The sequence below is a fragment of the Streptomyces sp. NPDC046303 genome, from assembly GCF_055588085.1.
Window position 1 is genome coordinate 38,673 of record NZ_JBVJFA010000002.1, and the last position, 26,032, is coordinate 64,704.

14 protein-coding genes are annotated in these 26,032 nt (G+C 74.5%); 10 read left to right on the forward strand and 4 right to left on the reverse strand.

Features of this window, described 5'->3' with window-relative positions; all coding sequences use genetic code 11:
- Positions 1-73: 73 nt before the first annotated feature.
- Positions 74-10,363 (reverse strand): amino acid adenylation domain-containing protein, encoded by a 10,290-nt coding sequence (locus tag ACZ6I1_RS02010; RefSeq protein WP_469282061.1) that lies wholly within the window; start codon positions 10,361-10,363, stop codon positions 74-76.
- Between the two features lie 106 nt (positions 10,364-10,469).
- Complete coding sequence (locus ACZ6I1_RS02015; protein ID WP_469282063.1) at positions 10,470-11,822, reverse strand: serine hydrolase domain-containing protein; 1,353 nt, start codon at positions 11,820-11,822, stop codon at positions 10,470-10,472.
- 327 nt (positions 11,823-12,149) lie between these two features.
- Between ACZ6I1_RS02015 and pheA the strand changes: the two genes are divergently transcribed.
- A complete protein-coding gene (pheA, locus tag ACZ6I1_RS02020; RefSeq protein ID WP_469282065.1) occupies positions 12,150-13,085 on the forward strand; it encodes a prephenate dehydratase in 936 nt (311 codons plus the stop codon).
- Positions 13,086-13,156: 71 nt separating this feature from the next.
- Here the strand turns inward: pheA and ACZ6I1_RS02025 are convergent, their stop codons facing one another.
- Together ACZ6I1_RS02025 and ACZ6I1_RS02030 are read right to left on the reverse strand one after the other, a co-directional pair.
- The gene (locus ACZ6I1_RS02025) at positions 13,157-13,819 is read right to left on the reverse strand and encodes a LuxR C-terminal-related transcriptional regulator (protein ID WP_469282067.1); all 663 of its coding nucleotides are present in this window, start codon (positions 13,817-13,819) and stop codon (positions 13,157-13,159) included.
- Complete coding sequence (locus ACZ6I1_RS02030) at positions 13,807-15,120, reverse strand: sensor histidine kinase (protein WP_469282069.1); 1,314 nt, start codon at positions 15,118-15,120, stop codon at positions 13,807-13,809. Before ACZ6I1_RS02030 ends, ACZ6I1_RS02025 begins: the two co-directional genes overlap by 13 nt.
- 245 nt (positions 15,121-15,365) lie before the next feature.
- Between ACZ6I1_RS02030 and ACZ6I1_RS02035 the strand changes: the two genes are divergently transcribed.
- From ACZ6I1_RS02035 to ACZ6I1_RS02075, 9 genes are all read left to right on the forward strand, one after another.
- Positions 15,366-16,106 carry an ABC transporter ATP-binding protein gene (locus ACZ6I1_RS02035; protein ID WP_469282071.1) on the forward strand — a complete coding sequence of 247 codons (741 nt, stop codon included), beginning with the start codon at positions 15,366-15,368 and terminating at the stop codon, positions 16,104-16,106.
- Positions 16,094-18,088 (forward strand): FtsX-like permease family protein, encoded by a 1,995-nt coding sequence (locus ACZ6I1_RS02040; protein ID WP_469282073.1) that lies wholly within the window; start codon positions 16,094-16,096, stop codon positions 18,086-18,088. The genes ACZ6I1_RS02035 and ACZ6I1_RS02040 overlap by 13 nt, the downstream gene beginning before the upstream one ends.
- Before the next feature lie 14 nt (positions 18,089-18,102).
- A complete protein-coding gene (locus ACZ6I1_RS02045) occupies positions 18,103-18,768 on the forward strand; it encodes a response regulator (RefSeq protein WP_469282074.1) in 666 nt (221 codons plus the stop codon).
- Positions 18,768-20,168 carry a sensor histidine kinase gene (locus ACZ6I1_RS02050; RefSeq protein ID WP_469282075.1) on the forward strand — a complete coding sequence of 467 codons (1,401 nt, stop codon included), beginning with the start codon at positions 18,768-18,770 and terminating at the stop codon, positions 20,166-20,168. Before ACZ6I1_RS02045 ends, ACZ6I1_RS02050 begins: the two co-directional genes overlap by 1 nt.
- A gap of 180 nt (positions 20,169-20,348) precedes the next feature.
- Positions 20,349-21,362, forward strand: a complete 1,014-nt coding sequence (locus ACZ6I1_RS02055) for a TauD/TfdA family dioxygenase (protein ID WP_469282077.1) — start codon at positions 20,349-20,351, stop codon at positions 21,360-21,362.
- Positions 21,359-22,360 (forward strand): TauD/TfdA family dioxygenase, encoded by a 1,002-nt coding sequence (locus ACZ6I1_RS02060; protein ID WP_469282079.1) that lies wholly within the window; start codon positions 21,359-21,361, stop codon positions 22,358-22,360. Before ACZ6I1_RS02055 ends, ACZ6I1_RS02060 begins: the two co-directional genes overlap by 4 nt.
- Positions 22,361-22,471: 111 nt before the next feature.
- Positions 22,472-23,809, forward strand: coding sequence for a hypothetical protein (locus ACZ6I1_RS02065; RefSeq protein ID WP_469282080.1), 1,338 nt, complete (start codon positions 22,472-22,474; stop codon positions 23,807-23,809).
- Entirely contained in the window at positions 23,806-24,552 is a 747-nt protein-coding gene (locus ACZ6I1_RS02070) for an FkbM family methyltransferase (RefSeq protein WP_469282082.1), read from the forward strand. Before ACZ6I1_RS02065 ends, ACZ6I1_RS02070 begins: the two co-directional genes overlap by 4 nt.
- Positions 24,553-24,602: 50 nt before the next feature.
- Positions 24,603-25,748: a glycosyltransferase family 4 protein gene (locus ACZ6I1_RS02075; protein WP_469282084.1), complete on the forward strand. Its 1,146-nt coding sequence runs from the start codon at positions 24,603-24,605 to the stop codon at positions 25,746-25,748.
- Positions 25,749-26,032 lie beyond the last annotated feature (284 nt).

Sequence of the window (26,032 nt, forward strand, 5' to 3'; positions counted from 1 at the left end):
CGTGGGCGCCGGGGCGCACCACGGAGCGTGTGCTCGGGTGGGGAAGGGAGGAGCGGCGCGGGCAGGGCCCGCGTCACGGAGCGGCGTCGCCGGTCTCCAGCTCCGCGAGGATCCGGTCCTCGATCTCGTGCGCGGTCTCGGCGACCGTCGGCCGGTCGAAGAGGGTTCGGGGCGAAAGGTCGGTGAGGAAGGCGGCGTTGATGCGGGAGGCCATGCGCACCGCCAGCAGCGAGTCACCGCCGGACGCGAAGAAGTCGTCGTGCACGCCGACGGGTTCGGTGCCCAGCAGCTCCTGCCAGATCCGCACCAGCACCTCCTCGGTCGCCGTGCGCGGTGCCTCGTACGCCTGCCCGCCGGCGACCCGGCCCTCCGGAGCGGGCAGGGCCGCCCGGTCCACCTTGCCGCTCGGGGTCAGTGGCAGCCCGTCCAGCGGGAGGAACACGGCGGGCACCATGAACTCGGGCAGGAGGGTGAGCAGATGGGCGCGCAGTTCCGCCGGGTCCGGCTCGCTCCAGCCCGGCGCCACGACATGGCCGACGAGGAAGGTGCGGTCGCCGTCCGCACGGGCCGTGACCGCCGCGTCGGTGATCCGCGGGTGCGCGACGAGCGCGGCCTCGATCTCGCCGGTCTCGATCCGGAAGCCGCGGATCTTGACCTGCCCGTCCGCGCGCCCCAGGTAGACCAGGGCGCCGTCCGCCCGCCACCGCGCCAGGTCCCCCGAGCGGTACACGCGCTCCCCGGGCCCGGCCGCGCCGCCGAGGGGATGGGCGGGGAACCGTTCCGCGGTCAGCTCCGGCCGGCCCAGATAGCCGCGGGCCAGACCGGCGCCGGCGATGTACAGCTCGCCCGTGACCCCGACCGGCACCGGCCGGCCCGCCGCGTCGAGCAGCAGCACCTGGTAGCCGGGCAGGGGCCGTCCCACGGCCATCGGGCCGCCGTCGGCCACGTCCTGGGCCGTGATCTCCTGGCGCGTCACGTACACCGTGGCCTCGGTGGGGCCGTACATGTTCACCAGCCGGGCCGGCCCGCCGCCGAAGCGGTCGAACCACGTGCCCAGGTGCTTCGGCTCCAGGGCCTCGCCCGCCAGGATCACCCAGCGCAGGCCGGGCAGGTCCGGGCTGCCGGCCGCGGCCGCGCTCTCCACCAGGGCGCGGAACATCGAGGGGGTCTGGCACAGCACCGTCACCCCCTCCTCCCGCAGCAGCGCCCAGGCGGCCTCGGGCTGCTGCGCCCAGTCCCGGTCGACGAGCACCAGCCGGCCGCCCGAGGACAGGCACCCCCACATCTCCCAGACGGAGACGTCGAAGGCGTAGCTGTGGAAGGCGCTCCACACGTCGCGCTCGCCGAACCCGTAGGCGGGCCGGGCGTTCTCGAGCAGGTTCAGCACCGAACGGTGCTCCACCGCCACGCCCTTGGGCCGTCCCGTGGAGCCCGAGGTGTAGATCACGTACGCGAGGTCCTCCCCGGACACCGCCACCTCGGGCGCGGAGGCGGGCCGCCGCGCCAGGGCCGCCCGGTCGCCGTGCAGATCGACCACGGTCACCCCCTCGGCGACCGCCCCGGCGACCGCCCCGGCGGGGTCGCTGCCGTCGCCGACCAGGATCGCCGCACCCGAGTCGCGCAGCATGAACGCCAGCCGCTCCGCCGGGTACGCCGGGTCCAGCGGCACGTACGCCGCACCCGACTTCATGATGCCGAGGAGGCCCGTCACGAGGTCGGTGCCGCGTCCCGCCGACAGGCCCACCGTGCTGCCCGGGCCCGCGCCCAGGGAGATCAGGTGGTGGGCGAGCCGGTTGGCCGCCTCGTCCAGCTCCCGGTAGGTCAGCGAGCGGCCGGAGGCCGAGACCGCGACCGCGTCCGGGGTGGCGGCGGCCTGCCGGCCGATCCGCTCGTGCAGGCAGCCGTCCGGCACGGCGGGCCGCTCGGGCGCGCTCCACGTGCGCACCACCCGCTCGAACTCGCCGCCGGTGAGCATCGGCACCTCGGCGACGGACCGCCCGGCGGTGCCGCCGTCGTCGGCGAGTCCGGTCAGCAGGGCGGTGAAGTGCCCGGCCAGGTGCCGGACCGTCGCCTCCTCGAACAGCGCCGGGTCGTACGCGAGCGTGAACGCGAACGCCTCGTCGGTGTAGGCCAGCAGATTCAGCGGGAAGCTGGTGATGTCCATGCCCTCCAGCCCCTTCAGCACCAGGCCGCTGTCCCCCGTGGGCCGGTCCTCCCGGGGATAGTTCTCGAAGACGACCAGGCTCTCGAACAGGCTGGTGCCGGGGGCGGCGCCGCTCCAGCCCTGGATCCGCGGCAGCGCCACGTAGTCGTACTGGCGCGCCTCCACCTGCTCGCGCTGCAGCCGGTCCAGCCACTCGGCCACCGGGGCCCCGCCGTCGACGTCCACCCGCACCGGCAGCGTGTTGATCAGCATGCCCGCGATCGAGTCCGCACCCGGCAGGTCCGCGGGCCGTCCCGAGACGGTGGCACCGAAGACCACGTCCCGCTCACCGGAATACCGCGAGAGCAGCAGCGCCCAGGCCGCCTGGACCAGCGTGTTGACGGTCAGCCGGCGGCTGCGGGCGAAGGTGAACAGCGCCTCGGACGCGGCGGGGGACAGGCGGGTCGCCAGCCGGCCCGTGGAGCGCGCCGAGTGGCTCGTACGCGGACTGCGGTCGTACGGCAGCGCCGTCGGCCCGGCGGCTCCGGCCAGCCGCTCGCGCCAGTAGGACTCGGCCTGCGCTGGATCCTGCCGCTCCAGCCATTCCACGTACGCCCGGAACGGCTGCCGGGCGGGGGCCGCGGCCGCCCTGCCCGCCGCGAGCGCACCGTACCCGCTGTGCGTCTGGGACAGGACGGAGAAGGCGCTCCACCCGTCGAGCAGCAGGTGGTGGAAGGAGCACACCACCCGGACCGAGCTGTCGGTGAGCCGGATCAGCGCCAGCCGCATCAGCGGAGCCGCCGACAGGTCCACCCCCCGGGCCCGCTCCGCGGCCAGGAGCTCCGCCAGCGCCCGCTCCTGTTCCCGCCGGGACGCCCCCCGCCAGTCCAGCCGCTCCACGGGCAGCGCGGCACGGCGGCGCACCACCATCAGGGGCCGGTCCACGCCCTCCCAGACCACGTGGGCGCGCAGCACGCCCAGCTGGTCGGCGGTCTGCTGCCAGGCCGCCGCCAGCAGGTCCGGCTCGGTGACACCCTCGAGCACGTACGTCATCTGCTCGAAGTAGGTGGGCGAGGCGGGATCGGCGAGGGTGTGGAAGAGCATGCCGGCCTGCATCGGGGTCAGCGGATGGATGTCCTCCACGTCCCGGCCGTCGCCCGCGATCCGGTCCACGCCGGCCTGGTCGAGGCCGGCCAGCGGGAAGTCGGAGGGGGTGGCGCCGCCGCTGCCCTCGGCCAGGCAGTGCGCGATGACCTCGCGCAGCGCCGCCAGGAACTCCGCGGCGAGCCGTTCGACCGTCTGCGGGGTGTGGTTGCCGGGGGAGTGGATCCAGTCGATCCGCAGCTCGCCGTCGCTGACCGCGGCCACGACGTCGATCAGGTGCGGGCGGGGCAGACCGGCGGCCTGGTCCCGGCCGAGGCCGGGCAGCCGCTTGCGGATCAGCCCGTCCGTGCTGGTCGAACCGTCCCACTGCCCCAGGTAGTTGAAACTGATCGCGGGGGCGCGGGCCGCGTCCCCGGGGAGCCCGGAGCCCTCCGGAGCCAGGTGGCGCAGCGCCCCGTACCCGAGGCCGCGGTGCGGGATGGCGCGGATGCGCTCCTTCACGGCCTTCAGGCCGCTGCCCCAGTCCTCCCCGGGCACGTCGAGGGCGACCGGGAAGGCGGTGGTGAACCAGCCCACGGTCCGCGACAGGTCGATGTCCTCGAACAGGTCCTCGCGGCCGTGCCCCTCCAGCGCGATGGTGACCGGCGCCCCGGACCACCGGTGCAGGACCCGGCCCAGCGCCGTCAGCAGCACGTCGTTGATCTGGGTGCGGTAGGCCGACGGCACCTGGTGGAGCAGCGCCTTCGTCTCGGCCCTGCCGAGCACGGCGGAGACGGTCGAGGAGGAGCCGAAGGTGTTCGGCGCCGTCCCGTCGCGCGGCACCGCGGCGCCCGCCGGAACGCCCCGCCAGTACGGCAGTTCGGCCGCGAAGCCGCCGTCGCGGGCGTGCTCGGCCAGCCGCTGCGACCACTGCTGGTAGCTGCTGGTCCGGACGGCCGGCTCGGCGGGACGGCCCTGCGCGAACCGCGTGTACGCGGCCGACAGGTCCTCGAGGAGCACGCGCCAGGACACCCCGTCCATCACGAGGTGGTGCGCGGTGAGGAACAGCCGCGGCAGCCGTCCCGCGCCCAGCCGGAAGAACACGCCCTTCACCAGGCGGCCGGTGGCGAGGTCCAGCGAGCTCTGCGCCGCGAGGGCGGCCCCCTCGACGGCCGCGCCCTGCCCGGACTCCTCGAGACCGGACAGGTCCCGGACGGTGAGCAGGGCCGTCGCGGCCGGTTCGCCGTACTCCTGGACCCACGTGCCGCCCTCGTGCGTCAGCCGCATGCGCAGGGCGTCGTGCCCGGCGACCGCGGCGGCCAGGGCCCGCTCCAGCAGGGCCGGGTCCGTGTCGGAGGCCAGCTCCAGCTGGACGGACATCGTGTAGTGGTCCGGTCCTTCGGGGTGGTCCTCGAAGAACCGCCGCTGGATCGGCGTGAGTTCCACCCGCCCGGAGACCTCGGAGGGTTCGGCGCGCGCGTCCGCGGCCACGCCGGTGGCCGGCGCCAGGGCGGCGATGCTCTGGTGGACGAACAACAGCTTCGAGGTCAGCTGCAGACCCGCCTGCCGGGCCCGCGACACCACCTGGAGCGAGAGGATCGAGTCGCCGCCCAGGTCGAAGAAGTTGTCGTGGACCCCGACCCGTTCGACGCCGAGCACCTCGGCCCACACGGCCGCCAGGATCTCCTCCGTCGCGCCCGCCGGCGCCACGTACGCCGGACCGCCCGGCCGCCCCGCGGCGCCCTCCGGCTCCGGCAGCCGTCCCCGGTCCACCTTGCCGTTCGCGGTGAGCGGCAGCCGGTCCAGGGGCACGAACACCGAAGGCGCCATGTACGCGGGCAGGGAAGCGGCGAGGTGGGCGCGCAGCTCCCCGGCGGGCACCTCATGGCCGGAGACGAGGTACGCGACCAGCCGGCGGTGTCCCGAGTCCCCCTCGTACGGGACGACGACGGCGTCCGTCACGGCGGGGTGCTGCTTCAGCGCGTTCTCCACCTCGCCGAGTTCGATGCGGAATCCCCGGATCTTGACCTGGCCGTCGGCCCGGCCGAGGAACTCCACCGCACCGTCCGACCGGCGGCGGGCCAGGTCGCCCGACCGGTACATCCGGGAGCCCGGTGTGCCGTACGGATCGGCGACGAACTGCGCCGCGGTCAGGCCCGCCCGGCCGAGGTAGCCGCGGGCCAGGCCGGGTCCGGCGATGTACAGCTCTCCCGGCACCCCGGCCGGGGCCGGCTCCAGGTCCGGCGTCAGCACGTACACCCGGGTGTTCCCGATGGGCATGCCGATCGGGACCGGGGAGGCCGTGTCGAGGTCCGCCCCCAGCTCGTGCACCGTGGTGAGGGACGTCGCCTCCGTCGGCCCGTAGCCGTTGTGCAGCCGCAGGCGCGGATGCGCCGCCAGCACCCGGGCGCAGTGCTCGGGGGAGACCGTGTCGCCGCCGGCGATGACCTGCCGCAGCCCGCGCAGGGCGTGCACGTCGTCGTCGACGACCTGGTGGAACAGGCCGGCCGCGATGGCCAGATGGGTCACTCCGTGCTCCCGCAGGAACGCCCCCAGCTCGCTGCCGGTCGGCGCGGCCGGCGGATGCACGGCCAGCCGCGCACCGTGCAGCAGCGCCGCCCACACCTCCAGCGTCGAGGCGTCGAAGGACAGCGAGGCGAACTGGGCGACCGCGTCCCCCGGCCCGACGTCCAGGAAGCCGGACTCGCGCACCAGCCGGACCACCGCGCGGTGCGAGGTCATCACCCCCTTGGGGGCCCCGGTGGAACCGGACGTGTAGATCACGTAGGCCAGCTGGTCCGGGCAGTGCGCCACCTCGGGCGCGGTGGCCGGGAACGGGCCGTCGGCGCCGCCGGGGCCGTCGGGGCCGTCCACGGTGAGCACGCCGGCGCCGGTGTCCGGCAGCCGGTCGCGCAGCCCCTCCCGGGTGAGGAGGAGCCGGACACCGGCGTCCCGGACCAGGTACGCGAGGCGCTGCTGCGGATAGCCGGGATCCAGCGGGACGTAGGCCGCCCCGGCCTTGAGGACGGCGAGCAGGGCCACCACGGCCTGCGCTCCGCGCTCCAGGCACAGGCCCACCAGCACCTCGGGGCCCGCGCCCGCGGCGGCCAGCCGGTGGGCGAGCCGGTTGGCGCGCGCGTCGAGCTCGCCGTACGTCAGCCGCTCCGGGCCCGACACGAGGGCCACGGCCTCCGGCCGCTCGGCCGCGACCGCGGCGAAGAGCTCCGGCAGCGAAGCCTCGGGCAGCGGGCGCCGCGTGTCGTTCCAGCCGTGGACGGCCTGCTCGAACTCGGCGCCCGACAGCATCGGGAGCTGCGCCACGGGCCGGTCGGGATCCTCGCCGGCCGCGTCGAGCAGGACGTTCAGGTGCCCGGCCAGCCGGGCGACCGTCGCCTCGTCGAACAGGGCCGTGCTGTAGATGATCCGGCCCGCGATCCCCGCACCGTGCTCGGTGAACTCCAGGGTGAGGTCGAAGGGAGCGGCATGGTGCTCCACCGGGTGAGGTGCGACCTGGAGACCGGGCATCCGCACCTCGCCCCCGGGGGCGTTCTGCAGGACGACCATCGTCTGGATCAGCGGCGTACGGCCGGCGTCCCGCTCGGGCTGCACCACCTCCACCAGCCGCTCGAACGGCAGGTCCTCGTGTGCGAACGCGTCGAGCACGGTTTCCTTGACCCGGTCGAGCAGCACCCCGAAGGACGCGGCACGGTCCACGCGCGAGCGCAGGACGACGGTGTTCACCAGGAAGCCGACGAGCTGCTCCAGATCGCGGTGGCCGCGCCCGGAGGTGGCCGTGCCCATGGCGATGTCCTCCTGGCCCGAGTGCCGGGCGAACACGGCCTTGACGGCGGCGGTGAGCACCATGAACAGCGTGGCGCTCCGCTCCCCGGCCAGGGCCCGGGCCTTGGCGACCGTCTCCGGCGCCACCTCGAACAGGAACTCGGCGCCCGCCGTGGAGCGCACCAGCGGCCGGGGCCGGTCGGTGGGCAGCTCCAGCGGGGTGATGCCCGCCAGCCGCTCCTTCCACCAGTCGGCCTGCCGGCCCACGACGCCGCTGTCCTCGATCCGGCCGCGCTGCCAGGCGGCGAAGTCGGCGTACTGCACCGGTGGTTCGGCCAGGCCGGGCCGCTCCCCGCGCACCCGGGCCGCGTACAGCTCGCCCAGCTCGCGCGAGACCACGCCGGTGGACCAGCCGTCGGTGACGATGTGGTGGATCCCCACGACCAGGACGTGCTCCTCGTCCGACAGCCGGACGAGCAGGAGCCGTACCAGCGGCCCGTTCCGCAGGTCGTACGGGCGGGCGTGCTCGGCGCGCACCAGTTCGAGCAGCCGCTCCTCGCGCAGCCCGGCGGCCGTGCCGGACAGGTCGGCGCTGTTCCACTGGGGCGCCAGCGACGGGTGGACCACCTGGACGCCCTGGCCGCCGACCACGCCGAAGGTGGTCCGCAGCGCCTCGTGTCGGTCCGTCAGGTCGCCGGCCGCGGCCCGCAGCGCCCGCGCGTCGACGCGGCCGGTCAGCCGCAGCCCGAAGGCGGTGTGGTACTCGGCGCTCCCGGGGTCGAACTCCTCCAGGAACCACATCCGCCGCTGCCCGTACGACATCGGCAGCAGGCCCTCGCGCGAGACGCGCGGGATGGAGATCTCCGCCGCCCGCTCGGCGGAGCCGACCGAGGCGGCGAGCGCGGCCACCGTGGGGGTGTCGAAGAGCACCCGCAGGGACAGGGTGATGCCCAGGGCCTCGCGCAGCCGGGCGGCGGCCCGGACGGAGAGGATCGAGTTGCCGCCCAGGGCGAAGAAATCGTCGTGGACGCCCACCCGGTCGAGGTCGAGGACCTCCGCCCAGACCCCGGCGATGGTCTCCTCCACGGCGTTGCGCGGGGCGGCGTACGCGCTGTCGGCGGCCTGCGCCGGACCGGGCGCGGGCAGCGCGCGCCGGTCCACCTTCCCGTTGGGGGTCAGCGGGAGGGCGTCGAGCACCACGACCGCCGAGGGGACCATGTACTCCGGCAGCCGCTCCGCCAGGTAGTCGCGCAGCGTCTCGGCGGCGAGCGGAGCCCGGCCCGAAGGCACCGCGTACGCCAGCAGGTTGGTGTTGTGCGTGATGACGACGGCCTGCGCCACGTCCGGCCGCCGGGCCAGCGCGCCCTCGATTTCCCCCAGTTCGATGCGGAAGCCGCGGACCTTGACCTGGTCGTCCGCCCGGCCCAGGTACTCCAGGGTGCCGTCGCCCTTCCAGCGGGCCACGTCGCCGGTGCGGTACATGCGGCTGCCCGGTGCGCCGAAGGGGTCGGCGACGAAGCGCTCCGAGGTGAGGCCGGGGCGGCCGTGGTAGCCGCGGGCCAGTCCGGTCCCGGCGATGTACAGCTCGCCGCGGACCCCGGCCGGCACGGGCCGCAGCGCGCTGTCGAGCACGTGGATGCGGGTGTTGGCGATCGGGGCGCCGATCGGCGGGACGGCCGCGCCGCCGAGCGGGCCGCTCATCGTCGCGCACACCGTGCTCTCCGTGGGCCCGTACGCGTTGATCATCCGGCGTCCGGCGGACCAGCGCTCCACCAGGGCGCCCGTGCTGGCCTCGCCGGCGACGATCAGGGTGGCCCCCTCGGGCAGGCCGCGGCCCTCGGGCAGTACGGCCACGGTGGTGGGGGTCAGGGTGGCGTGCGTGACGCCGTGCTTGCGGGTGTAGGCGGCCAGCGGCTCGCCCGGCTGCAGCGCCTCCTCGGAACCCATGACGAGCGCGGCCCCGTTGAGCAGGCCCATGCAGATCTCCCAGAACGCCGCGTCGAAACTGGACGAGGCGAACTGCAGGACACGGCTGTCCGGGGTGACGTCGACGTGCGCGGCCTGCACGGCGGCCAGGTTGCCGATCCCGGCGTGTGAGACGAGGACGCCCTTGGGGCGGCCGGTGGAGCCCGAGGTGTAGATGACGTACGCCAGGTCCTGCGGGGCGGGCGCGGCGGCGGGAGCGGTGTCCGGCCACTGCTCCAGGGCCACCCGGTCGCGGTCCAGGTCGACCAGGACGGCATCGGTCTCCGGCAGCCTGCCGAGGAGGTGCTCCTGCGTCACGATCAGGGCGGCCCCGGAGTCCCGGAGCATGTAACCGAGCCGGTCCGGCGGATAGTTGGCGTCGAGGGGCACGTAGGCGGCGCCCGCCTTCATGATCCCCAGCAGCCCGGTGATCATCCTGGCGCTGCGCTCCACGCACAGGCCGACCAGCACGTCGCGGCCGGCTCCGCGGGCGATCAGGTGGTGGGCGAGGCGGTTGGCCCGCTCGTCCAGCTCGCGGTACGTCAGCGAACCGAACTCGTCGATCACGGCCACGGCGTCGGGGCGCGCCGCCACCTGGGCGGCGAAGAGCTCCGGGAAGGTGCCGCCCGGGACCTCGAGGCCGGTGGCGTTCCACTCGTCCGCCATCCGCTCGTACTCGGCGTCCGTGAGCAGCGGCAGGGTGGCGACGGCCCGGCCGGGGTCGCCCGCCGCGCCCGCCAGCAGCCGGCCCACGTGGCCGCCCAGCCGGCCGGCCGTCGCGGCGTCGAACAGGGCCGTGCTGTAGTGCACGCGCCCCGTCAGCGTGTCGCCGGTCTCGGTGAACTCCAGCGCGAGGTCGAGCGGGTCGTACGGCGCCTCGGGCGCGGGTTCCGCGCCCCGCAGGACGACCATGGTCTGGATGAAGGGGGTCACGCTGGTGTCCTGCTCCGGCGCCAGGGCCTCCACCAGCCGGGGGAAGGCGACCCCGTCGTGGTCCAGGGCGTCCCGCACGGTCCGCGCCGCCCGGTCGAGCAGCCGGGCGAAGGGCTCCTGGGCATCGACCGGGGCGCGCAGCACCACGGTGTGCCCGGTGCGCGGCGAGACCGTGCCGACCGCGATGTCGTCCTGGCCGGAGTAGCGGGCGAACAGCGCCCAGGCGGCGGCGGTCAGCACCTCCAGCAGGCCGGTGCCGGTGCGCTCGGCGAGCGTGCGCAGGGCCGTGGTGGTGTCCGCGGGGACCGTGAACGCGTGGGTGGACGTCTCGGTCGACCGGACGACGGGGCGCTGCCGGTCCAGTGCCAGGTCGAGCGAGGTGATCCCGTCCAGCTGTTTCCGCCAGAACTCCACGTGCTCGGGCAGGGGCCGGCCAACCGGTGCTGCGGCGCGAGTCAAGCTGTGCCTCCATGAGGGACTGACCTCCGCGCCGGAGCCCGCGGCCGGTGGCCGCACGGAACGGGGGAAGTCGGAAGAAGAAGGGGACGAAGGGGTGCGGCGGCCCTCAGGCCGCGGGGCGGTCGACGCCGCGCAGGCGCGTGGCGGATCGCCCCGCCAGCTGCATCAGGTGCACGGCTCCCGTGACGGGGTCCGGGACGAAGCGTCCGGGGTAGGGCGCGGCGGCGGTGTCGGTACGCCGCGCGCTGAAGTGGAGTCCGTCGTACAGGACGAGGTCCGCGAGCAGACCGGACGGGTCGCTCAGCCGGATGCCCCCGCCGTGCGGGCGGACGGAGAAGACGGTGTCGCCGTTGGCGTAGTCGCCGAAGAGCGGTGCCGGGTCCGCCGCGGCGCGGTCCGCGACGGGGGAGGAGGGCAGGGCGCCCGTGTAGTCGGCGACGTCGAGGCCGAGGGTGCGCAGTTCGCGCAGGAGGCCGGACCACAGCCGGGTCCCGGTGGTGGCATTGGTGGTCAGGGCCACGGCCGCGCCCGTCGCCGGGTGGAAGCGCAGGTGGCAGGTGGCGCCGTCCACGGTGCCGTCGTGGCCCAGCCAGTGGCCGTCCGCGCCGTACCGGGCGAGCCCCAGGGTCCAGCCGTCGGCCATCCCGAAGGCGTCGGCGGCGGGCTGCCGGGTGTGCATTTCGGCCCGGTCCTGCGGGCCGAGGAGGGTGGCGGCGCCGGCGGCGGCACCGGTGTGCAGCCGGGCGAAGGAGATCAGGTCCCGCGCGCTGCCGCACAGACCGCCGGCCGGCGCCCAGGTGGGCGGTAAGTACAGGCCGACGGGCCGGGCCTGCCGCTCGCCGGGACGGACGGCGTGACCCTCCGCCGGTACGCGGCCGCTCGGGCCGGAGCCGTGCAGGAAGTGCGGCCGGATGTCCAGGGGGCCCAGCAGGAAGTCCCCCAGCGCGGTCTGCCAGGACGTGCCGGTGACCTCCTCGACGAGGCGGCCCAGCAGGTTGTAGCCGGTGTTCGCGTAGCTGAAGGTGCTGCCGGGTCCGGCCAGCAGGGGGAGTGCGGCGACACTCGCCGCGTACCGGGCCAGCGACCGCTCGCCGGGGTCGGGGAGCTGGTGGTCGGAGACCAGTCCGGCGGTGTGGGACAGCAGGTGGCGGACGGTGATGGCGGCGGCGGCCGCGTCCTTCGGCCGCCGGAACTCGGCCAGCGGGTCCGCGAGCGGATCGTCGAGTCCGATGTCGCCGTCGGATACGAGCTGCATCACCAGGGTCGCCGTGAACGCCTTGGTGACGGAGCCGTAGGCGAACGCCGTCCCGCAGTCCACGGGGACGCCGCTCCCGGTCCGGGTGACGCCGGTGGCCGCGGACACCACCTCCGTGCCCGTGTCCACGGCGAGCTGGGCGCCGGGTACCGCGTGTTCCTCCGCCAAGGTGCGCAGCAGGTCGGCGGCATGCCGCATGTTCATGTCCTCCCCCATCGCTCGACATCGCTCGACCGGCACTGCCCAGGCGGCACGGACGTGTGCGCGCAGTGCGTCTTCCGGCACGCCGGCGGAAGGTGCAGACGGCGGCCCGGAGGGTGTGCCACCGCTCTCGTGACGGCCCCCCGCTGGTACGGCTATCCGCACCATCAAGGGTGTGGCTGCCCGTACCTCCACATCCTTGATCGGACGCACGGTCGCGGGCAAGGTGTTTCCCTGGGAGGAAAGTGCGCAGGTCAGAGCGCCTGTTGGGAGGTCGGGGCGGGCCGCGTCCGGCAGGGGGCGGCGCCGGCCAGGCCTAGGGTGGCGCGCATGTCGGCAACCCGATACGTCTATCTCGGCCCGGAGGGAACGTTCACCGAGGCCGCCCTGCACACCCTTCCCGAAGCGGCGACCAGGGAGCTCGTCCCCGTGGTGTCGGTGCCCGCGGCGCTGGACGCCGTGCGCGGCGGCGAGGCCGCCGCCGCGCTCGTGCCCATCGAGAACTCCGTCGAGGGCGGGGTCACCACCACCATCGACGAACTCGCCCAGGGCGAACCGCTGATGATCTACCGCGAGGTGCGCCTGCCCATCGCCTTCGCCCTCCTGGCGCGCCCCGGCACGGTGCTCGCGGACATCAAGACCGTGACCGGTCACCCGGTGGCCCAGTCGCAGGTCAGGCGCTGGCTGCGCGGGCATCTCCCGTACGCGGTCTGGGAGTCGGCGTCCTCCAACGCCGACGGCGCCCGCCTGGTGCAGGAGGGCCGCTACGACGCGGCCTTCGCCGGGGAGTTCGCGGCGGCCCGCTACGGGCTGGAACCCCTGGTCACCGGCATCCACGACGCCGAGAACGCCGAGACGCGGTTCGTGCTGGTCGGCCGGTCGGCCAGGCCCGCCGCACCCACCGGGCGGGACAAGACCTCGGTGGTGGTCTGGCTCGACGGCGACCGGCCCGGGGCCCTGCTCGGCCTGCTCCAGGAGTTCGCCGTCCGCGGCGTCAGCCTGATGCTGATCCAGTCACGTCCGACGGGGGAGGGGATCGGCAACTACTGCTTCGTGATGGACGCCGAAGGCCACGTCACCGAACGGCGGGTGGGCGAGGCGCTGATGGGCCTGAAGCGGATCGCTCCCAAGGTCCGCTTCCTGGGCTCCTACCCGCGCGCCGGCGACCTCGGCGAGGCCTCGGCCGTACCGCGTCCCGGCACGGCCGAGGGCGACTTCACGGCCGTCGCCGACTGGCTGGGGCGCATTCAGGACGGGCGGTACTGACGGTGCGGCCCCTCCGGCGCATCCCGGCCATACGGCCCGTCCGGCCGGCGCGCCCCCAACCGCCGCCGCCGTCAGGCGGATTCGCCCCGCAGGTGGGCCAGGACGGCGAGGACCCGCCGGTTGCCCTCGGCCGGGTCCAGGTCCAGCTTCATGAAGATGTTGCTGGAGTGCTTGACCACCGAGGCCTCCGTGACGCTCAGCCGCTGCGCGATCGCCTGGTTGGTCAGGCCCTCGGCCATCAGCGTCAGCACCTCACGCTCACGGGGGGTGAGCCGGTTCAGCGGGCGGCTCGCCGTCTGCTGCTGGAGCAGTACCCGGACCACCTCGGGGTCGATGACCGTCTGGCCCGCGGCGACCCGCCGCAGGGTGTCCAGGAACTCCGAGACCTCGCCGACCCGGTCCTTGAGCAGGTAGCCGAGCCCCGCCGCGCCCGTACCGCCCCCGCTGACCAGCTGGGTGGCGTACGCGGTCGCCACGTACTGGGACAGCACCAGGACGGGCAGCCGCTCGTGACGGGCCCGCAGCTCCAGCGCGGCCTTCAGACCCTCGTCCCGGAAGTCCGGGGGCATCCGGACGTCGGTGATGACGATGTCGGGCAGTTCGGCGTCCACCGCGCGCGCCAGCGCCTGCGCGTCGCCGACCGCGGCGACCACGTCGTGGCCGCTGCGGGTCAGGAGTTCGACGAGTCCTGCACGGAGCAGCACTGCGTCCTCGGCAAGGACTACGCGGAGCACGGGACCTCCACTCGGAGCTGGGTGGGACCGCCGACCGGGCTGGAGACCAGCAGCCGGCCCCGCAGGATCGCCATGCGGTCCGCCAGCCCGGACAGACCGGTGCCCTTGTCGGGATCCGCCCCGCCGCGCCCGTCGTCGGTGATCAACAGGATAAGCCGGTCGCCCTCCAGCCGGCCGACGACGGAGATCGCGGAGGCCCCGCTGTGCTTGACCGCGTTGGCCAGCGCCTCCGTCACGGCGAAGTACCCCATCGTCTCCACCTGGCCCGGCAGCCGGCGCGGCAGGTCGATGTCCACGGTGACCGGGACGGGGTTGCGCAGCGCGACCTCCGCGACGGCGGCGGCCAGCCCGTGATCGGTCAGCACCTGCGGGTGGATGCCCCGTACGAGGTCACGCAGCTGGTCCAGAGCCCGGCGGGCCTCCCCGCGGCCGCGCGCGACCAGCTCGGAAGCCGCAGGACTCTTGTCGCCCAGCTCCATCTCGGCCAGACCCAGGGTCATCGTCAGGGCCACCAGCTGCTGCTGGGCGCCGTCGTGCAGATCGCGCTCGATACGGCGCCGCTCGGCCTCGAAGGCGTCCGCCAGCCGGGCCCGGGACCGGGTCAGTTCGATGACCCTGTGATCGTCCTGCGCCTCGCGGGGGGCCAGCAGGAACCAGGCCGTCCGTACCTGCGCACCCGCCAGCATCCCCGCGGCGTACGCGGACAGGGCCACTCCCAGGGCCCCGCAGAGGCTGAACGGCAGCGCGGCCAGCGGATGGCCGACCGCCTGACCCGGGATGATCATCACGGTCTCCGGTGCCAGCGCCCACACCACCACGGGCGAGACCAGCAGCATGCCCGAGAACGCCAGCAGCGCGGTCACCCCCAGGCCCGCACCGGCGAAGACGACCGCCAGCAGCGCCGTGTACCCCAGCTCCCGCCACGTCGCCGGCTCCCGCAGCCTGGTCCGCAGCCGGGCCCAGGGACCCATGTCCAGGAGCGGGCCGTGCGGATCGGCCGGTACGGACGGCTCCATCAGCCGCATCCGCCGCCGCTCCGCCCGGGCCACGGGGATCCCGAGCAGCGCGGTCGCCGCCAGCACCAGCAGACCCACCCCGACCACCGACAGGACCACCCCGAGGGCCACCAGCACGGCCAGGCACAGCAGCACGCCCACGCCGAACAGCGCACCGCTGAACAGGTAGGCCCAGCTGCGCAGCGGCCAGCGCGACCGCAGGAAGTGCCGGGGACCCGACCTCATCGCCTCCCAGACGGCGACGGCCTGCCCGGCCGGTTCGTGCGGCAACGGCTGCCCCGGCATCTGCGCACCCTTCGTGGAGACCGGCGCGTCCGGCGTCTCCGGCGCCCGGTGATCTTCCCGGAACTCTAGTCCGGCCTCCGCATCCTGTCGGTAGGGAAAACCCACCCCCCAGGTCTCCCCTCAGGCCCACTGCGCCCGGGCACCCCCCGGTGCTGGACTGGAGGCGTTCCGCTTCCTCCCCCGCCACCCTCCCCAGCCCACGCCAAACGCCCCCGCCCCCACCGCATCGGCAAAGGATTCACGACATGGCACTTCTCACCGACATGAAGGTGTCGGCCGCACGGCTGGTCTCGGTGTCCAAGACCTACCCGGGCGCCACGGGACCGGTCCTGCACGAGGTCACCGTGGAGTTCCCGGCCCGCGCCATGACCGCCGTCATGGGCCCCTCCGGTTCGGGCAAGACGACCCTGCTGCACTGCGCCGCGGGACTCGACCGGCCCTCGGCGGGGCAGGTGCTCCTCGGCGACACCGACCTGGCCGTCTGCGACGAGGAGCAGCTGACCCGGATCCGGCGCCAGCGGGTGGGCTTCGTCTTCCAGCAGTTCAACCTGCTGCCCATGCTCACGGCCTACGAGAACGTGGCGCTCCCGCTGCGGCTGAACGGCCGGCGGCCCCAGCGGTCCGTGGTGCTGGGCGCCCTCGCCCAGGTCGGCCTGGAGCAGCTGACGGACCGCCGCCCCGCACAGCTCTCGGGCGGCCAGCAGCAGCGGGTGGCCATCGCCCGGACCCTGGTGGCCGAGCCGGAGGTGGTCTTCGCCGACGAGCCGACCGGCGCGCTCGACCGGGCCACGGGCCGTCAGGTCATGGCCCTGCTGCGGGACTTGGTGGACCGGGCCGGGGGCACCGTGGTGATGGTCACGCACGACCCGGTGGCCGCCGCCTACGCGGACCAGGTGGTCTACCTGGTCGACGGCCGCGTGGTGGGCACCGACGCGGCCCCCACCGTCGACCGCATCACCGCCCGGCTGAACCGGTGGGACGCGTGATGTGGCACCTGTCCCTGCGCTCGGTCCGTCACCACGCGCCGCTGTTCCTCGGCACCTTCGTCTCGCTTGTGCTCGGCGTCGCGCTGATCGCGGTGTCCTCGGCGGCCCTGGCCGCCACCTTCGACGTCCGGCAGCCGTCCGCGGAAGGCCGCCCCTCCATCACGCTCGAAGACGGCCGGGGGACCGCCCACACCCTGGTCAGCGGGGGACTCGACCTGGGCGGCATCCAGACCGTGCTGGTGATGGCCGGGATCGTGTCCGCCTTCGTCACCGTGTTCGTCATCGCCGGCACCTGCGCCTTCAGCGTCGCCCTGCGCCGTCAGGACATGGGCCTGCTCCGGATGGTCGGCGCGGGCGCCAAGCAGGTGCGGCGCATGGTGATCGGGGAGAGCCTGGCCGTCGCGGTGCCCGCCGTCGCGGTGGGCTGCCTGCTCGCCGTGGTGACCGCGCCGTGGGCCGTGGACGGGCTCAACAGCACCGGCCTGTCGCCGGCGGAGCTGCGGGCCGGCCCGCTGGGCGGACCCCTGCTGATCGCGGCGGCCGCCGGGCTGGTCATGGCCGTGCTCGGGGCGGTGGCCGCCTCCCGCCGCGCCTCCGGGGTCGGCGCCACCGAGGCACTGCGCGAGGCCGTACTGGACTCGCGGGCCATGACCGGGGGCCGCTGGGCGGCGGGCCTGCTGCTGCTCGCCGCGGGCGCGGTCATGGTGGGACTGGCCCCGGGGGCGGGCCTGGAGGGCTCCATCCCGCTGGCGCTGTTCGGATCGATGGCGCTGACCCTCGCCGCGTCCTCCCTGGGCCCGGCCTACCTGCCCGCGCTGACCCGGCTGCTGGCCGCACCGGTCCGGCGCTCGAGCTCCGTGGCCGCCCGGCTCGCGGTGGAGTCGCTGGGCACCTCCAAGCTGAGGACGGCCTCCCTGGTGGGGCCGGTCCTCGCCATCGTCGCCGTGGTCGGGGTGTTCACCTCCGTCCTGTCCACCACCGGCGCCACGATCAAGTCCGACGACCGGGCGCGGACCCTCGGCCACCTGGTCGTGGAAGAGGCCTCCGGCGGGCCGCTGGGCGAGGACGCGCTGGCCGCGCTCCGCGCCGACCCCCGGGTGCTCGCGGTGTCGGCGCCGGCCGGCCTCGAACTGGCCGTGGCCGACCGGTCCTCCGTACGGCAGGACCGGGGCGCCGTGGCCGACCTCCCCGCGCTGGCCCGCACCCACCGCATCGACGTGATCGAGGGCGCCGTCACGGAGCTCGGCCCCGGCCAGGCCGCCGTCTCGCGCGAGTACGCCGGCTGGTACGGCTACCACGTGGGCACCCGGCTGACGTACGGGCTCTTCGGCGGGAGCCCCGCCACCGCCGAGGTCACGGCGGTCCTCGACGGCGGAACGGCCGTACCGCACCTGGTCCTCGGCCCCGGTGTGCCCGGGGCCCCCGAACCCCGGCGGGCGACCGTACTGCTCGACGGCGCCTCGGCCGGCGCGGCCCGCACGGTGGCCCGGGAGCTGACCTCCCGGCTCGGCGCGGACCGCGTGCGGGTGACGGAGACCACCCAGTGGTTCGCGAACTCGTCGAGCGATCAAGAGCGGCTCAACATGCTGGTCCTGGTGGTCCTGGCAGGACCCGCTTCCGCCTACGCATTGATCTCCGTGGCGAGTACCTTGGTGATGTCGTACAGCAGGCGCACCCGCGAGTTCGCCGACATGCGCCTGATCGGCGTCAGCGAGAAGCAGTTGAGGAGCATGGCCCTGTGGGAAACTGGGTGCACGACCACCGTGGCGGCCGTGGTCGCGACGGCAGTTGTCGCTTCGGGACTCCAGGCCTATCGTGCAGCGCTGCGCGTGACGTATGACGTGGTTCCGCTGAGTGTGCCGTGGGGGGCGCTGTCGGGGTTGGTCCTCGCGTGCGTGGCGGTCTCGGCGGCCGTGGGCCTGATGGCGACCCGGCGGCTCCTCGGGAAGGCCGGCATCACGATGGCGACCACTCGCCAGTAGCAAGGGGAGAGACTGTGCGCGTCCTGATCGCCGAAGATTCCGCGCTCCTGCGCATGGGAATGCAGCGGCTGCTGGAGGATGAGGGAATCGAGGTCGTCGCCTCGGTGGGCGATGTGACCGACGTCCTCCAGGTGGTCGCCGGGTGCGAACCCGATGTGGCGATCATGGACGTGCGCATGCCGCCCACCTTCACCGACGAGGGCATCAGGGCGGCGCGGGACATCCAGCGCGCCTGTCCCGGCACCGCCGTCCTGGTGCTCTCGCAGTACGTGGAGTACGAGTACGCCAAGGACCTGGTCCGCGACGCCCGCGGCGGCACCGGCTACCTGCTCAAGCAACGGGTGGGCAGCATCGACGACTTCCTCACCGCGCTGGAGCGGGTCGTGGCCGGGGAAACCGTCCTGGACGCCGAGATCTACAAGAAGTTCGTCGGGAACCCGAGCGAGCGGCGGGCCGCGGAGCTCCTCACCAAACGGGAGCGCGAGGTCATGGAACTCGTGGCGACGGGCCTGTCCAACACGGGCATCATGGCCCGGCTGGACATATCCGAACGCGCCGTGGAGAAACACGTCACCGCCATCCTGTGCAAACTGCAGATCCCGAGTTCGGGCGAGGGCAACCGGCGCGTCCTCGCGGTCCTGGACTATCTGCGGGGAATGGGACGGGACAGCGTCGCCTGATGGGCGCGCTCGTCACGGAGGCCCCGACCGTCCGGTCCCGGCAGTCCGTCCAGTCCAAGGTCGCGGCCGGGGCCATCTACCTGTCCGTCGGCAGCCTCGTCGGCGTGCTGCTGGTGCCGCTCACCCTCGTGGCGATCGCCCTGCGGCTGCTCTCCCTCTGCCTCGCCGTCCTGCCGCTGGCCGGCGCGCTGTTCGTGAGGGCGGTCATGAAGGCGGTGCGGCGGGTCCTGCCGCACGCCGGCGCCGAACCCGTGCCGGCCCCGCCGCCGGGACCGACGTGGCGCAACGCCTGGCACTGGGTCGCCGGGGTCACACCCGACGGCCTGCTCGGCATACCGCTGCTGCGCGCCGCCGCCGACCTCGAACGCCTGCTGGCGGCCGCGGTGCTGCAGACCTCGGACGACGACGGGACCGCCGGGAAGCCGGCCCCCGCCCCCCGGCCGCGGAGCGCCGCCGTCTGGGGCGACCTCGGATACCTGGGCCTGCTGCTCCTCGGCCTGATCTGGCTGATGCCCGTCCTCGCGCTGTCGCTGCCCGTGGTCGCCTTCGTGGTGAGCCTGCCGTTCGGACGCACCGAGCAACTGTCCTTCGGCGAGGGCAACACCCTCGTCGTCGAGGGCGCGATGACCCGGATCGGCGTCGGGCTGGGCGCCACCGCCCTGTTCGTCCTCCTGGTCATGCTGCTCTTCTGGCTGGGCAGGCTGCGGGCGCGGCTCGTCCGCAGGATCCTCGGCCGGGTCGACGAGGACGAGCGCCTGCGGCGCGAAGTGCTGGCCGAACAGCAGCGGATCGCCGCGCTGCGGGTCAACGACGCCGACTACCGCAGGATCGAGCGCGACCTGCACGACGGGGCCCAGGCCCGGCTCGCCGCGCTCATGATGCGGATCTCGCAGGTCACCCGCCGCTCCGGGCAAAGTGCCGAGGACCTGCGGAAGGTGCTCCAGGAGACCCACCACGAGATCGACCGGGCGCTCGACGAGATCCGCGACCTCGTGCACGGGATCCAGCCCCCGATCCTCAGCGACCGCGGACTGCGCGCCGCCCTCGCCTCCCTGACCGCCACCTTCCACGTCCCGGTCCGCCTGGACTGCACCCTGGAGCGGCGTCCGGCCGTCAACGTCGAGGCGGCGGCCTACTTCATCATCGCGGAATCCCTGACGAACGCCGTCAAGCACGCCTCGCCCACCCTGATCACGGTGGACCTGGCGCAGGAGGGGAACCACCTGGTCGCCGTCGTCACGGACGACGGGGTGGGCGGCGCCACGCCCCAGGGCGGCACCGGAGTGCGCGGCATGGCGGACCGGGCCACCGCACTGAACGGCGAGGTGGTGCTCACCAGCCCGCCCGGCGGGCCCACCACCGTCCGCGTGGTCCTCCCGTGGTCGCCCGCACACCTGTGAACCCCCCGTTCCGAGGGCTCTGACCTGCGAACTTTCCTCCCAGGGAAACACCTTGCCGCCGCACATACGTCCGATCAAGGATGAAGGGGTACGGCTACCCGCACCGTGGCGTGCGGCAGGGCCGGAGCGATCGAGGGGCTGCCGCCGAACCTCTCGCTGCCACTGATCTGGAGATCCTTGATGACACAGCTGAACGACGTACGCGCCGGGGCACCGTCCGTGACCGTGTCGCAGGAATGGGACGGACGCACCCTGCCGGCCCTGGTCCGTGCGGATGTGCCCGGCATCGACCTGGCCGACTGGATCACCGCCCGCAAGCCGCTCGTGGACGACCTGGCCCGACGTGCCGGGGCGGTCCTGTTCCGCGGCTTCGCCGTCACCGACTCCGCCGCGTTCCGTACCGTGATGGGGGCGCTGTCCGAGGAGGTCCTCAAGTACGGCGAGCGCTCCTCACCCCGTACCGAGGTGTCGGACCACATCTACACCTCCACCGAACACCCCGCCGACCAGCACATCCTCCTCCACAACGAGCAGTCGTACACGGAGAATTGGCCGCTGCGGATCGTCTTCTGCTGCGAACGGCCCGCCGACCGCGGCGGCCGCACCCCGCTCGCCGACTCCCGCAAGGTGCTGGCCCGGCTGCGCCCGGAGACCGTCGCCCGGTTCGAGCGGCTCGGCGTGCAGTACGTGCGCAACTACATCCCCGGCATCAGCCTGTCCTGGCAGGAGACCTTCCAGACCGACGACCCGGAGCAGGTGCGCGCCTACTGCGAGGGCGCCGGGATCTCCGTCGAGTGGGTGGACGGCACCCAGTTGAGGACCCGTCAGACCCGCCCCGCGCTGCACCGCCACCCCGTGACGGGGGAGCGGACGTGGTTCAACCACGCCGTCTTCTTCCACGTCACCTCGCTGGCCGAGGAAGTCTGCGCGGGACTGCGCGCGGCCCTGGGCGAGGAGAACCTGCCGTACAACACGTACTACGGCGACGGCACGCCGATCGAGGACGAGACCCTCGCCGAACTGCGGGCCGCGTTCACCGCCGAGACCACCGGCTTCGACTGGGAGCTCGGCGACGTGCTCCTCGTCGAGAACATGATCACCGCGCACGCCCGCGAGCCCTTCGAGGGCCCCCGCCGCATCCTCGCCGCCATGTCCGACCCCGTCGCCACCGTCCGGGAAGGAGCGGCCGCATGACCGCCCAGGACGTCCGGGCCCGGTTCACCGGACCGGTGACCGCCGCCCCGCTCGACCCCGAACCCTTCCTGCTGCGCATCGAGGCGACCGCGCCCGGACTGCGCCTCGACGACTGGATCCGCGCCCACCGCGCCCGGCTCGGCGAGGAACTCGACCGGCACGCGGCCCTGCTCTTCCGCGGCTTCGCCGTGGACAGCCCCGAGGAATTCGGCGCCGCCGCCCGCGCGTTCTCGCCCGAGCTGCTCGACTACCTCGAACGGGCCGCCCCCCGCACCGAGATCGCCGACAAGGTGTTCACCTCCACCGAGCTGAGCCAGGACCAGTGGATCGCCTTCCACCACGAGATGTCCTACTCCCACAACTGGCCCGGCAGGCTCTACTTCTACGGCGACCGGCCCTCGCGCACCGGCGGCGCCACGCCCCTCGCCAGCGAACGGGCGGTCTTCCCCAGGATCCCGGCCGAACTCCGGGAGCGGTTCCAGCGGCACGGCGTCTGCTACGTGCGCAACTACGGCCCGGTGCTCGACATCCCCTGGCAGGTCGTCTTCCAGACCACCGACCGGGCCGAGGTCGAGGCGTACTGCCGGGCCTCCCACACCGAGTTCGCATGGGTGGGCGAGGACGGGCTGCGCACCCGGGCGGTACGCCAGGCCGTCTCCCGGCACCCCCGCACCGGGGAGGCGGTGTGGTTCAACCACGCCCACCTGTGGCACGTTTCCGCGCTCCAGCCCGAGGTGGCGGAGTACCTCCTCGGCGCGTACGGCCCCGAAGGGGTGCCGCGCAACGCCTTCTACGGGGACGGCACACCCATCGAGGACGAGGCCGTCGCCCTGATCGGGAAGCTGTACGAGGACAGCGCGGTCTCCTTCCCCTGGCAGCGGGGCGACGTCCTGGTGGTGGACAACCACCTTGCCACGCACGCCCGGGAGCCGTTCCGCGGCGACCGGCGCATCCTCGTGGCCATGTCCGACCTCCAGACCGGCCGGGGCCTCGGCTGACCGCCGTGGTGGGGGAAACCCGACCCCCACCTCTCGACCTACCTGTCATGACCCCACCCCTGCCGCTCGGATGCAATGAACGGTGTGCTGATGCGACAGGCTGGAACCGCAATGACCGCAATGACCGCCGCGGCGGACAAGGCCGTGCGCCGGGTGGGCCGACGGCGGATCCGGGTGGGCGGCTGGCTGCTCGCGGCGGCCTGGGCCGCGCTCTTCCCCCTCGTCTCGACCCTGGACACCCACCGCGTCTGGGGCACGTGCGCGGCGGCCGGCTACGGGGCCGCGGCCCTCGCCTCCTGCCTGCTGCCCCGCCCGCGCGCCCGCACCTGGGCCGTGGCCTGCGCCCTGCTCGGGGCGCTCGTCCTGCCGCTGCTCCACCTGCTGCTGACCGGCAACGGGCAGAGCGAGGTGGCGGTGATCGAGCGGTCCGCCGAGCTGATGGCGAGCCAGGCCACGCCCTACCTGGCGGACCCGCAGACCGTCACGGACTACAACCCCTACCTGCCGGGGATGGCCCTGTTCGGCCTGCCCCGCGCACTCCTCGGGGACGGCGGCCCCGCCGGGCCCCTCGGGGACGCCCGCGTATGGTGCGCGGCGGTGTTCCTGCTGAGCCTGTGGGCGGGCCGCCGCGTCCTCGCCGCACCCGCACCCGCGCACGGCCGGGCCGGTCCGCGGCCGGCGCATCCGGCGTCCCGCACACCCCTGGCCGTCCTCATCGCCTCCCCCGTGGTGGCCCTGCCGCTCTGCGTCAGCGGGGTCGACCTGCCCATGACGGGACTGTGCTGCCTGGGGCTGGCCCTCGCGGCGCGCCGCCGGCCGGTGGCCGCCGGCCTGGTGCTCGCCGCCGCCTGCTCGCTGAAGTGGACGGCCTGGCCCGCCCTCGCCGTCGCGGTGGCCCTGCTCGCCGCTGGGTCGTGTCGTCAAAGTCCCTCCTCTGTGACGACACTCCCTGGGGGCGGATCCCGCCCTGCCCTGCGCTGCGCGGGGACGGCACTGGCCGGCACGCTCGCCGTGCTGCTGCCCAGCGCCCTGCTGGCGCCCGGCCCGATGGTCCAGCAGGTGCTGGCCTTCCCCACCGGCCGCGCCCCCGTGGCCACTCCGGCCGCCAGTCCGCTGCCGGGCCGGCTGCTCGCGGACCTGGGTCCCGTCGGCTGGTACGCGGCCGTCGCCCTGCTGCTGTGCGGCGGGATCGCCGTCGCGGTCTCGCTCGTCGTGCGGCCGCCCGCCGGGGTGGTGGCCGCGGCCGACCGGCTCGCCCTGGGCCTGTGCACGGCCTTCCTGCTCGCCCCCGCCGGACGGTTCGGCTACCTCGCGCTGCCCCTCGTCCTCGTCGTCTGGCCGAGGATCACCACCCGGTCCGACCGCACAACGGCCCGGCCCACAGCGGTCGCCAGGGCCGCCGCTCCCCGCCGCCCCGCACCGGCCGTCACCGCCGGAGGCGTGCGATGAGGGCGCCGCGTACGGCCGGCCGGCGCACGGCGGGCGTGGCCGGGGCCCTGCACTGGGCCGCGGCCCGCATGCCGTTCGTGGAGGACGAGGTCGCCGGGCTGCGGGAGTTCGTCCGGCCCGGAGACGTCTGCCTCGACGTCGGCGCCGAGTACGGGCTGTACACCTGGACGCTGTCCCACCTCGTCGGCCGCACCGGACAGGTCCACAGCGTCGAGCCGCTGCCCGGCCCGGCGCGCTGGCTGCGCCTGGCATCGCGCACCCTGGGCTGCGCCAACGTGGTCGTCCACCGCACCGCGCTGGGCTCCCGGCCGGGACACGGCGTGCTGAGCCTGCCGATGCGCCGCGGCACGCCGGTGCACGGGCGCGCGTACCTCACCGACGGCGCCCACGGCCCCGGCCCCAACGCGGAGTTCCGCACCGCCCGGCCGGTGCCGACCACCGTGGACACCCTGGACCGGCTGGTGCGCGGCGCGGGGCTGGAGAAGGTGAGCTTCGTCAAGGCCGACGTCGAGGGGGCCGAACCGGCCGTCCTGGAAGGCGCCCGCGACACCCTGCTGCGCCACCGGCCGGTGCTCCTGCTGGAGATAGAGCGCAGGCACCTCGAGAAGTACGGGGCGAGCCCGGCGGACCTGGTCCGCCGGCTCCGGCCGTTCGGCTACCGGATGCGCCGCTGGCACGGCGGCCGCTGGGCCGAGACCCGGGAGATCCGCGACGACTGCCGCAACTACCTGTTCACCGACTGAAGCCGCCCACGATCGACATCGTCCGGCCCCCGAGGAAAGGAGCCTGCCCCATGGGCACCACTCTGATCATCACCAACGACTTCCCGCCCCGGCAGGGAGGCATCGAGACCTTCGTGCACGCCATGGCCACCCGCGTGCCGGACAACGACGTCGTCGTCTACACCTCCTCCGAGCCCGGCGCCGCCGCGTACGACGCCACCCTGCCCTTCCCGGTCATACGGGACTCCGCCCGCACCCTGTTACCGACGCGCCGGGCCACGGCCCGCGCCCTGGACATCGCCCGCCGGCACGGCTGCGACCGCGTCTGGTTCGGTGCCGCCGCTCCGCTGGCGGCGATGGCCCCCGCGCTGCGCCGCGCCGGGATCCGGCGGATCGTCGCCACCACGCACGGCCACGAGATCTGGTGGGCCCGCGTACCCGGCGCACGCCGCCTCCTGCGGCGGGTGGGCGACAGCGTGGACGTGGTGACCTACCTCGGGGAGTACACCCGGGCCCGCATCGCCCCGGCGCTGGGGCCGCGGGCCCGGATGAGCCGCCTGGTGCCGGGAGTCGACCCGGACGTGTTCCGCCCCGACCTCACCACCGGCCGCACCCTGCGCCGCCGGTACGGACTCCAGCACCGCACGGTCATCGTCTGCGTGGCCCGGCTGGTTCCCCGCAAGGGGCAGGACACCCTCATCCGCGCCATGCCGCTGATCCGGCGGGCGGTGCCGGACGCGGCGCTGCTGGTGGTGGGCCGGGGACCGGACGAGCGGCGGCTGCGCCGGCTCGCCGACCGGCACGCCCCGGGGTCGGTGGTGTTCGCCGGGGGGCTCGAACACGCCGAGACGCCCGCCTGCTACGCGGCGGCCGACGCGTTCGCCATGCCGTGCCGCACGCGCCGGGCCGGACTGGAGGCGGAAGGACTCGGCATCGTGTTCCTGGAGGCCTCCGCGAGCGGTCTGCCCGTGCTCGCGGGGGACTCCGGCGGAGCCCCGGACGCGGTCCTCGACGGCCGGACCGGCAGGGTCGTCGACGGCCACGACGTGACCGCGGTCGCGGACGCCCTGGCCGGGCTGCTGGTCTCCCCGGGCCGTGCGGCGATGGGCGCCGCCGGACGCCGGTGGGTCGAGGAGGAGTGGTCCTGGGAGGCCTCCTCCCGGCACCTCACCCGGCTGCTGACCCCCGTGGACGTCCCCACGGCCAAGCGGTCGTGAACTGGGCCTTTTCCTTGCAGGGAAACTTCTTGCCCCCGGTGTGAGGTCTGAACAACGATGAAGAGGTACGGCTACCCGCACCACTGAGGTGCGGGTAGCCGCACTTCCACCGCCCGGGCCGGCCGTCCGGTCGCCCGTGAGGCCCCGTCACCGGGGCCCCGGCCCGGGGCCGTTGCCCGCACCGGCGGCTTCCGCCGTCCGGTCCGCCCGCGGCCGGCGGGACACCGCGCCGTATCCGCACCGGCGGCACGCCGCGCCGCGCCGCCCTGCCGGCCCCGCGCCCA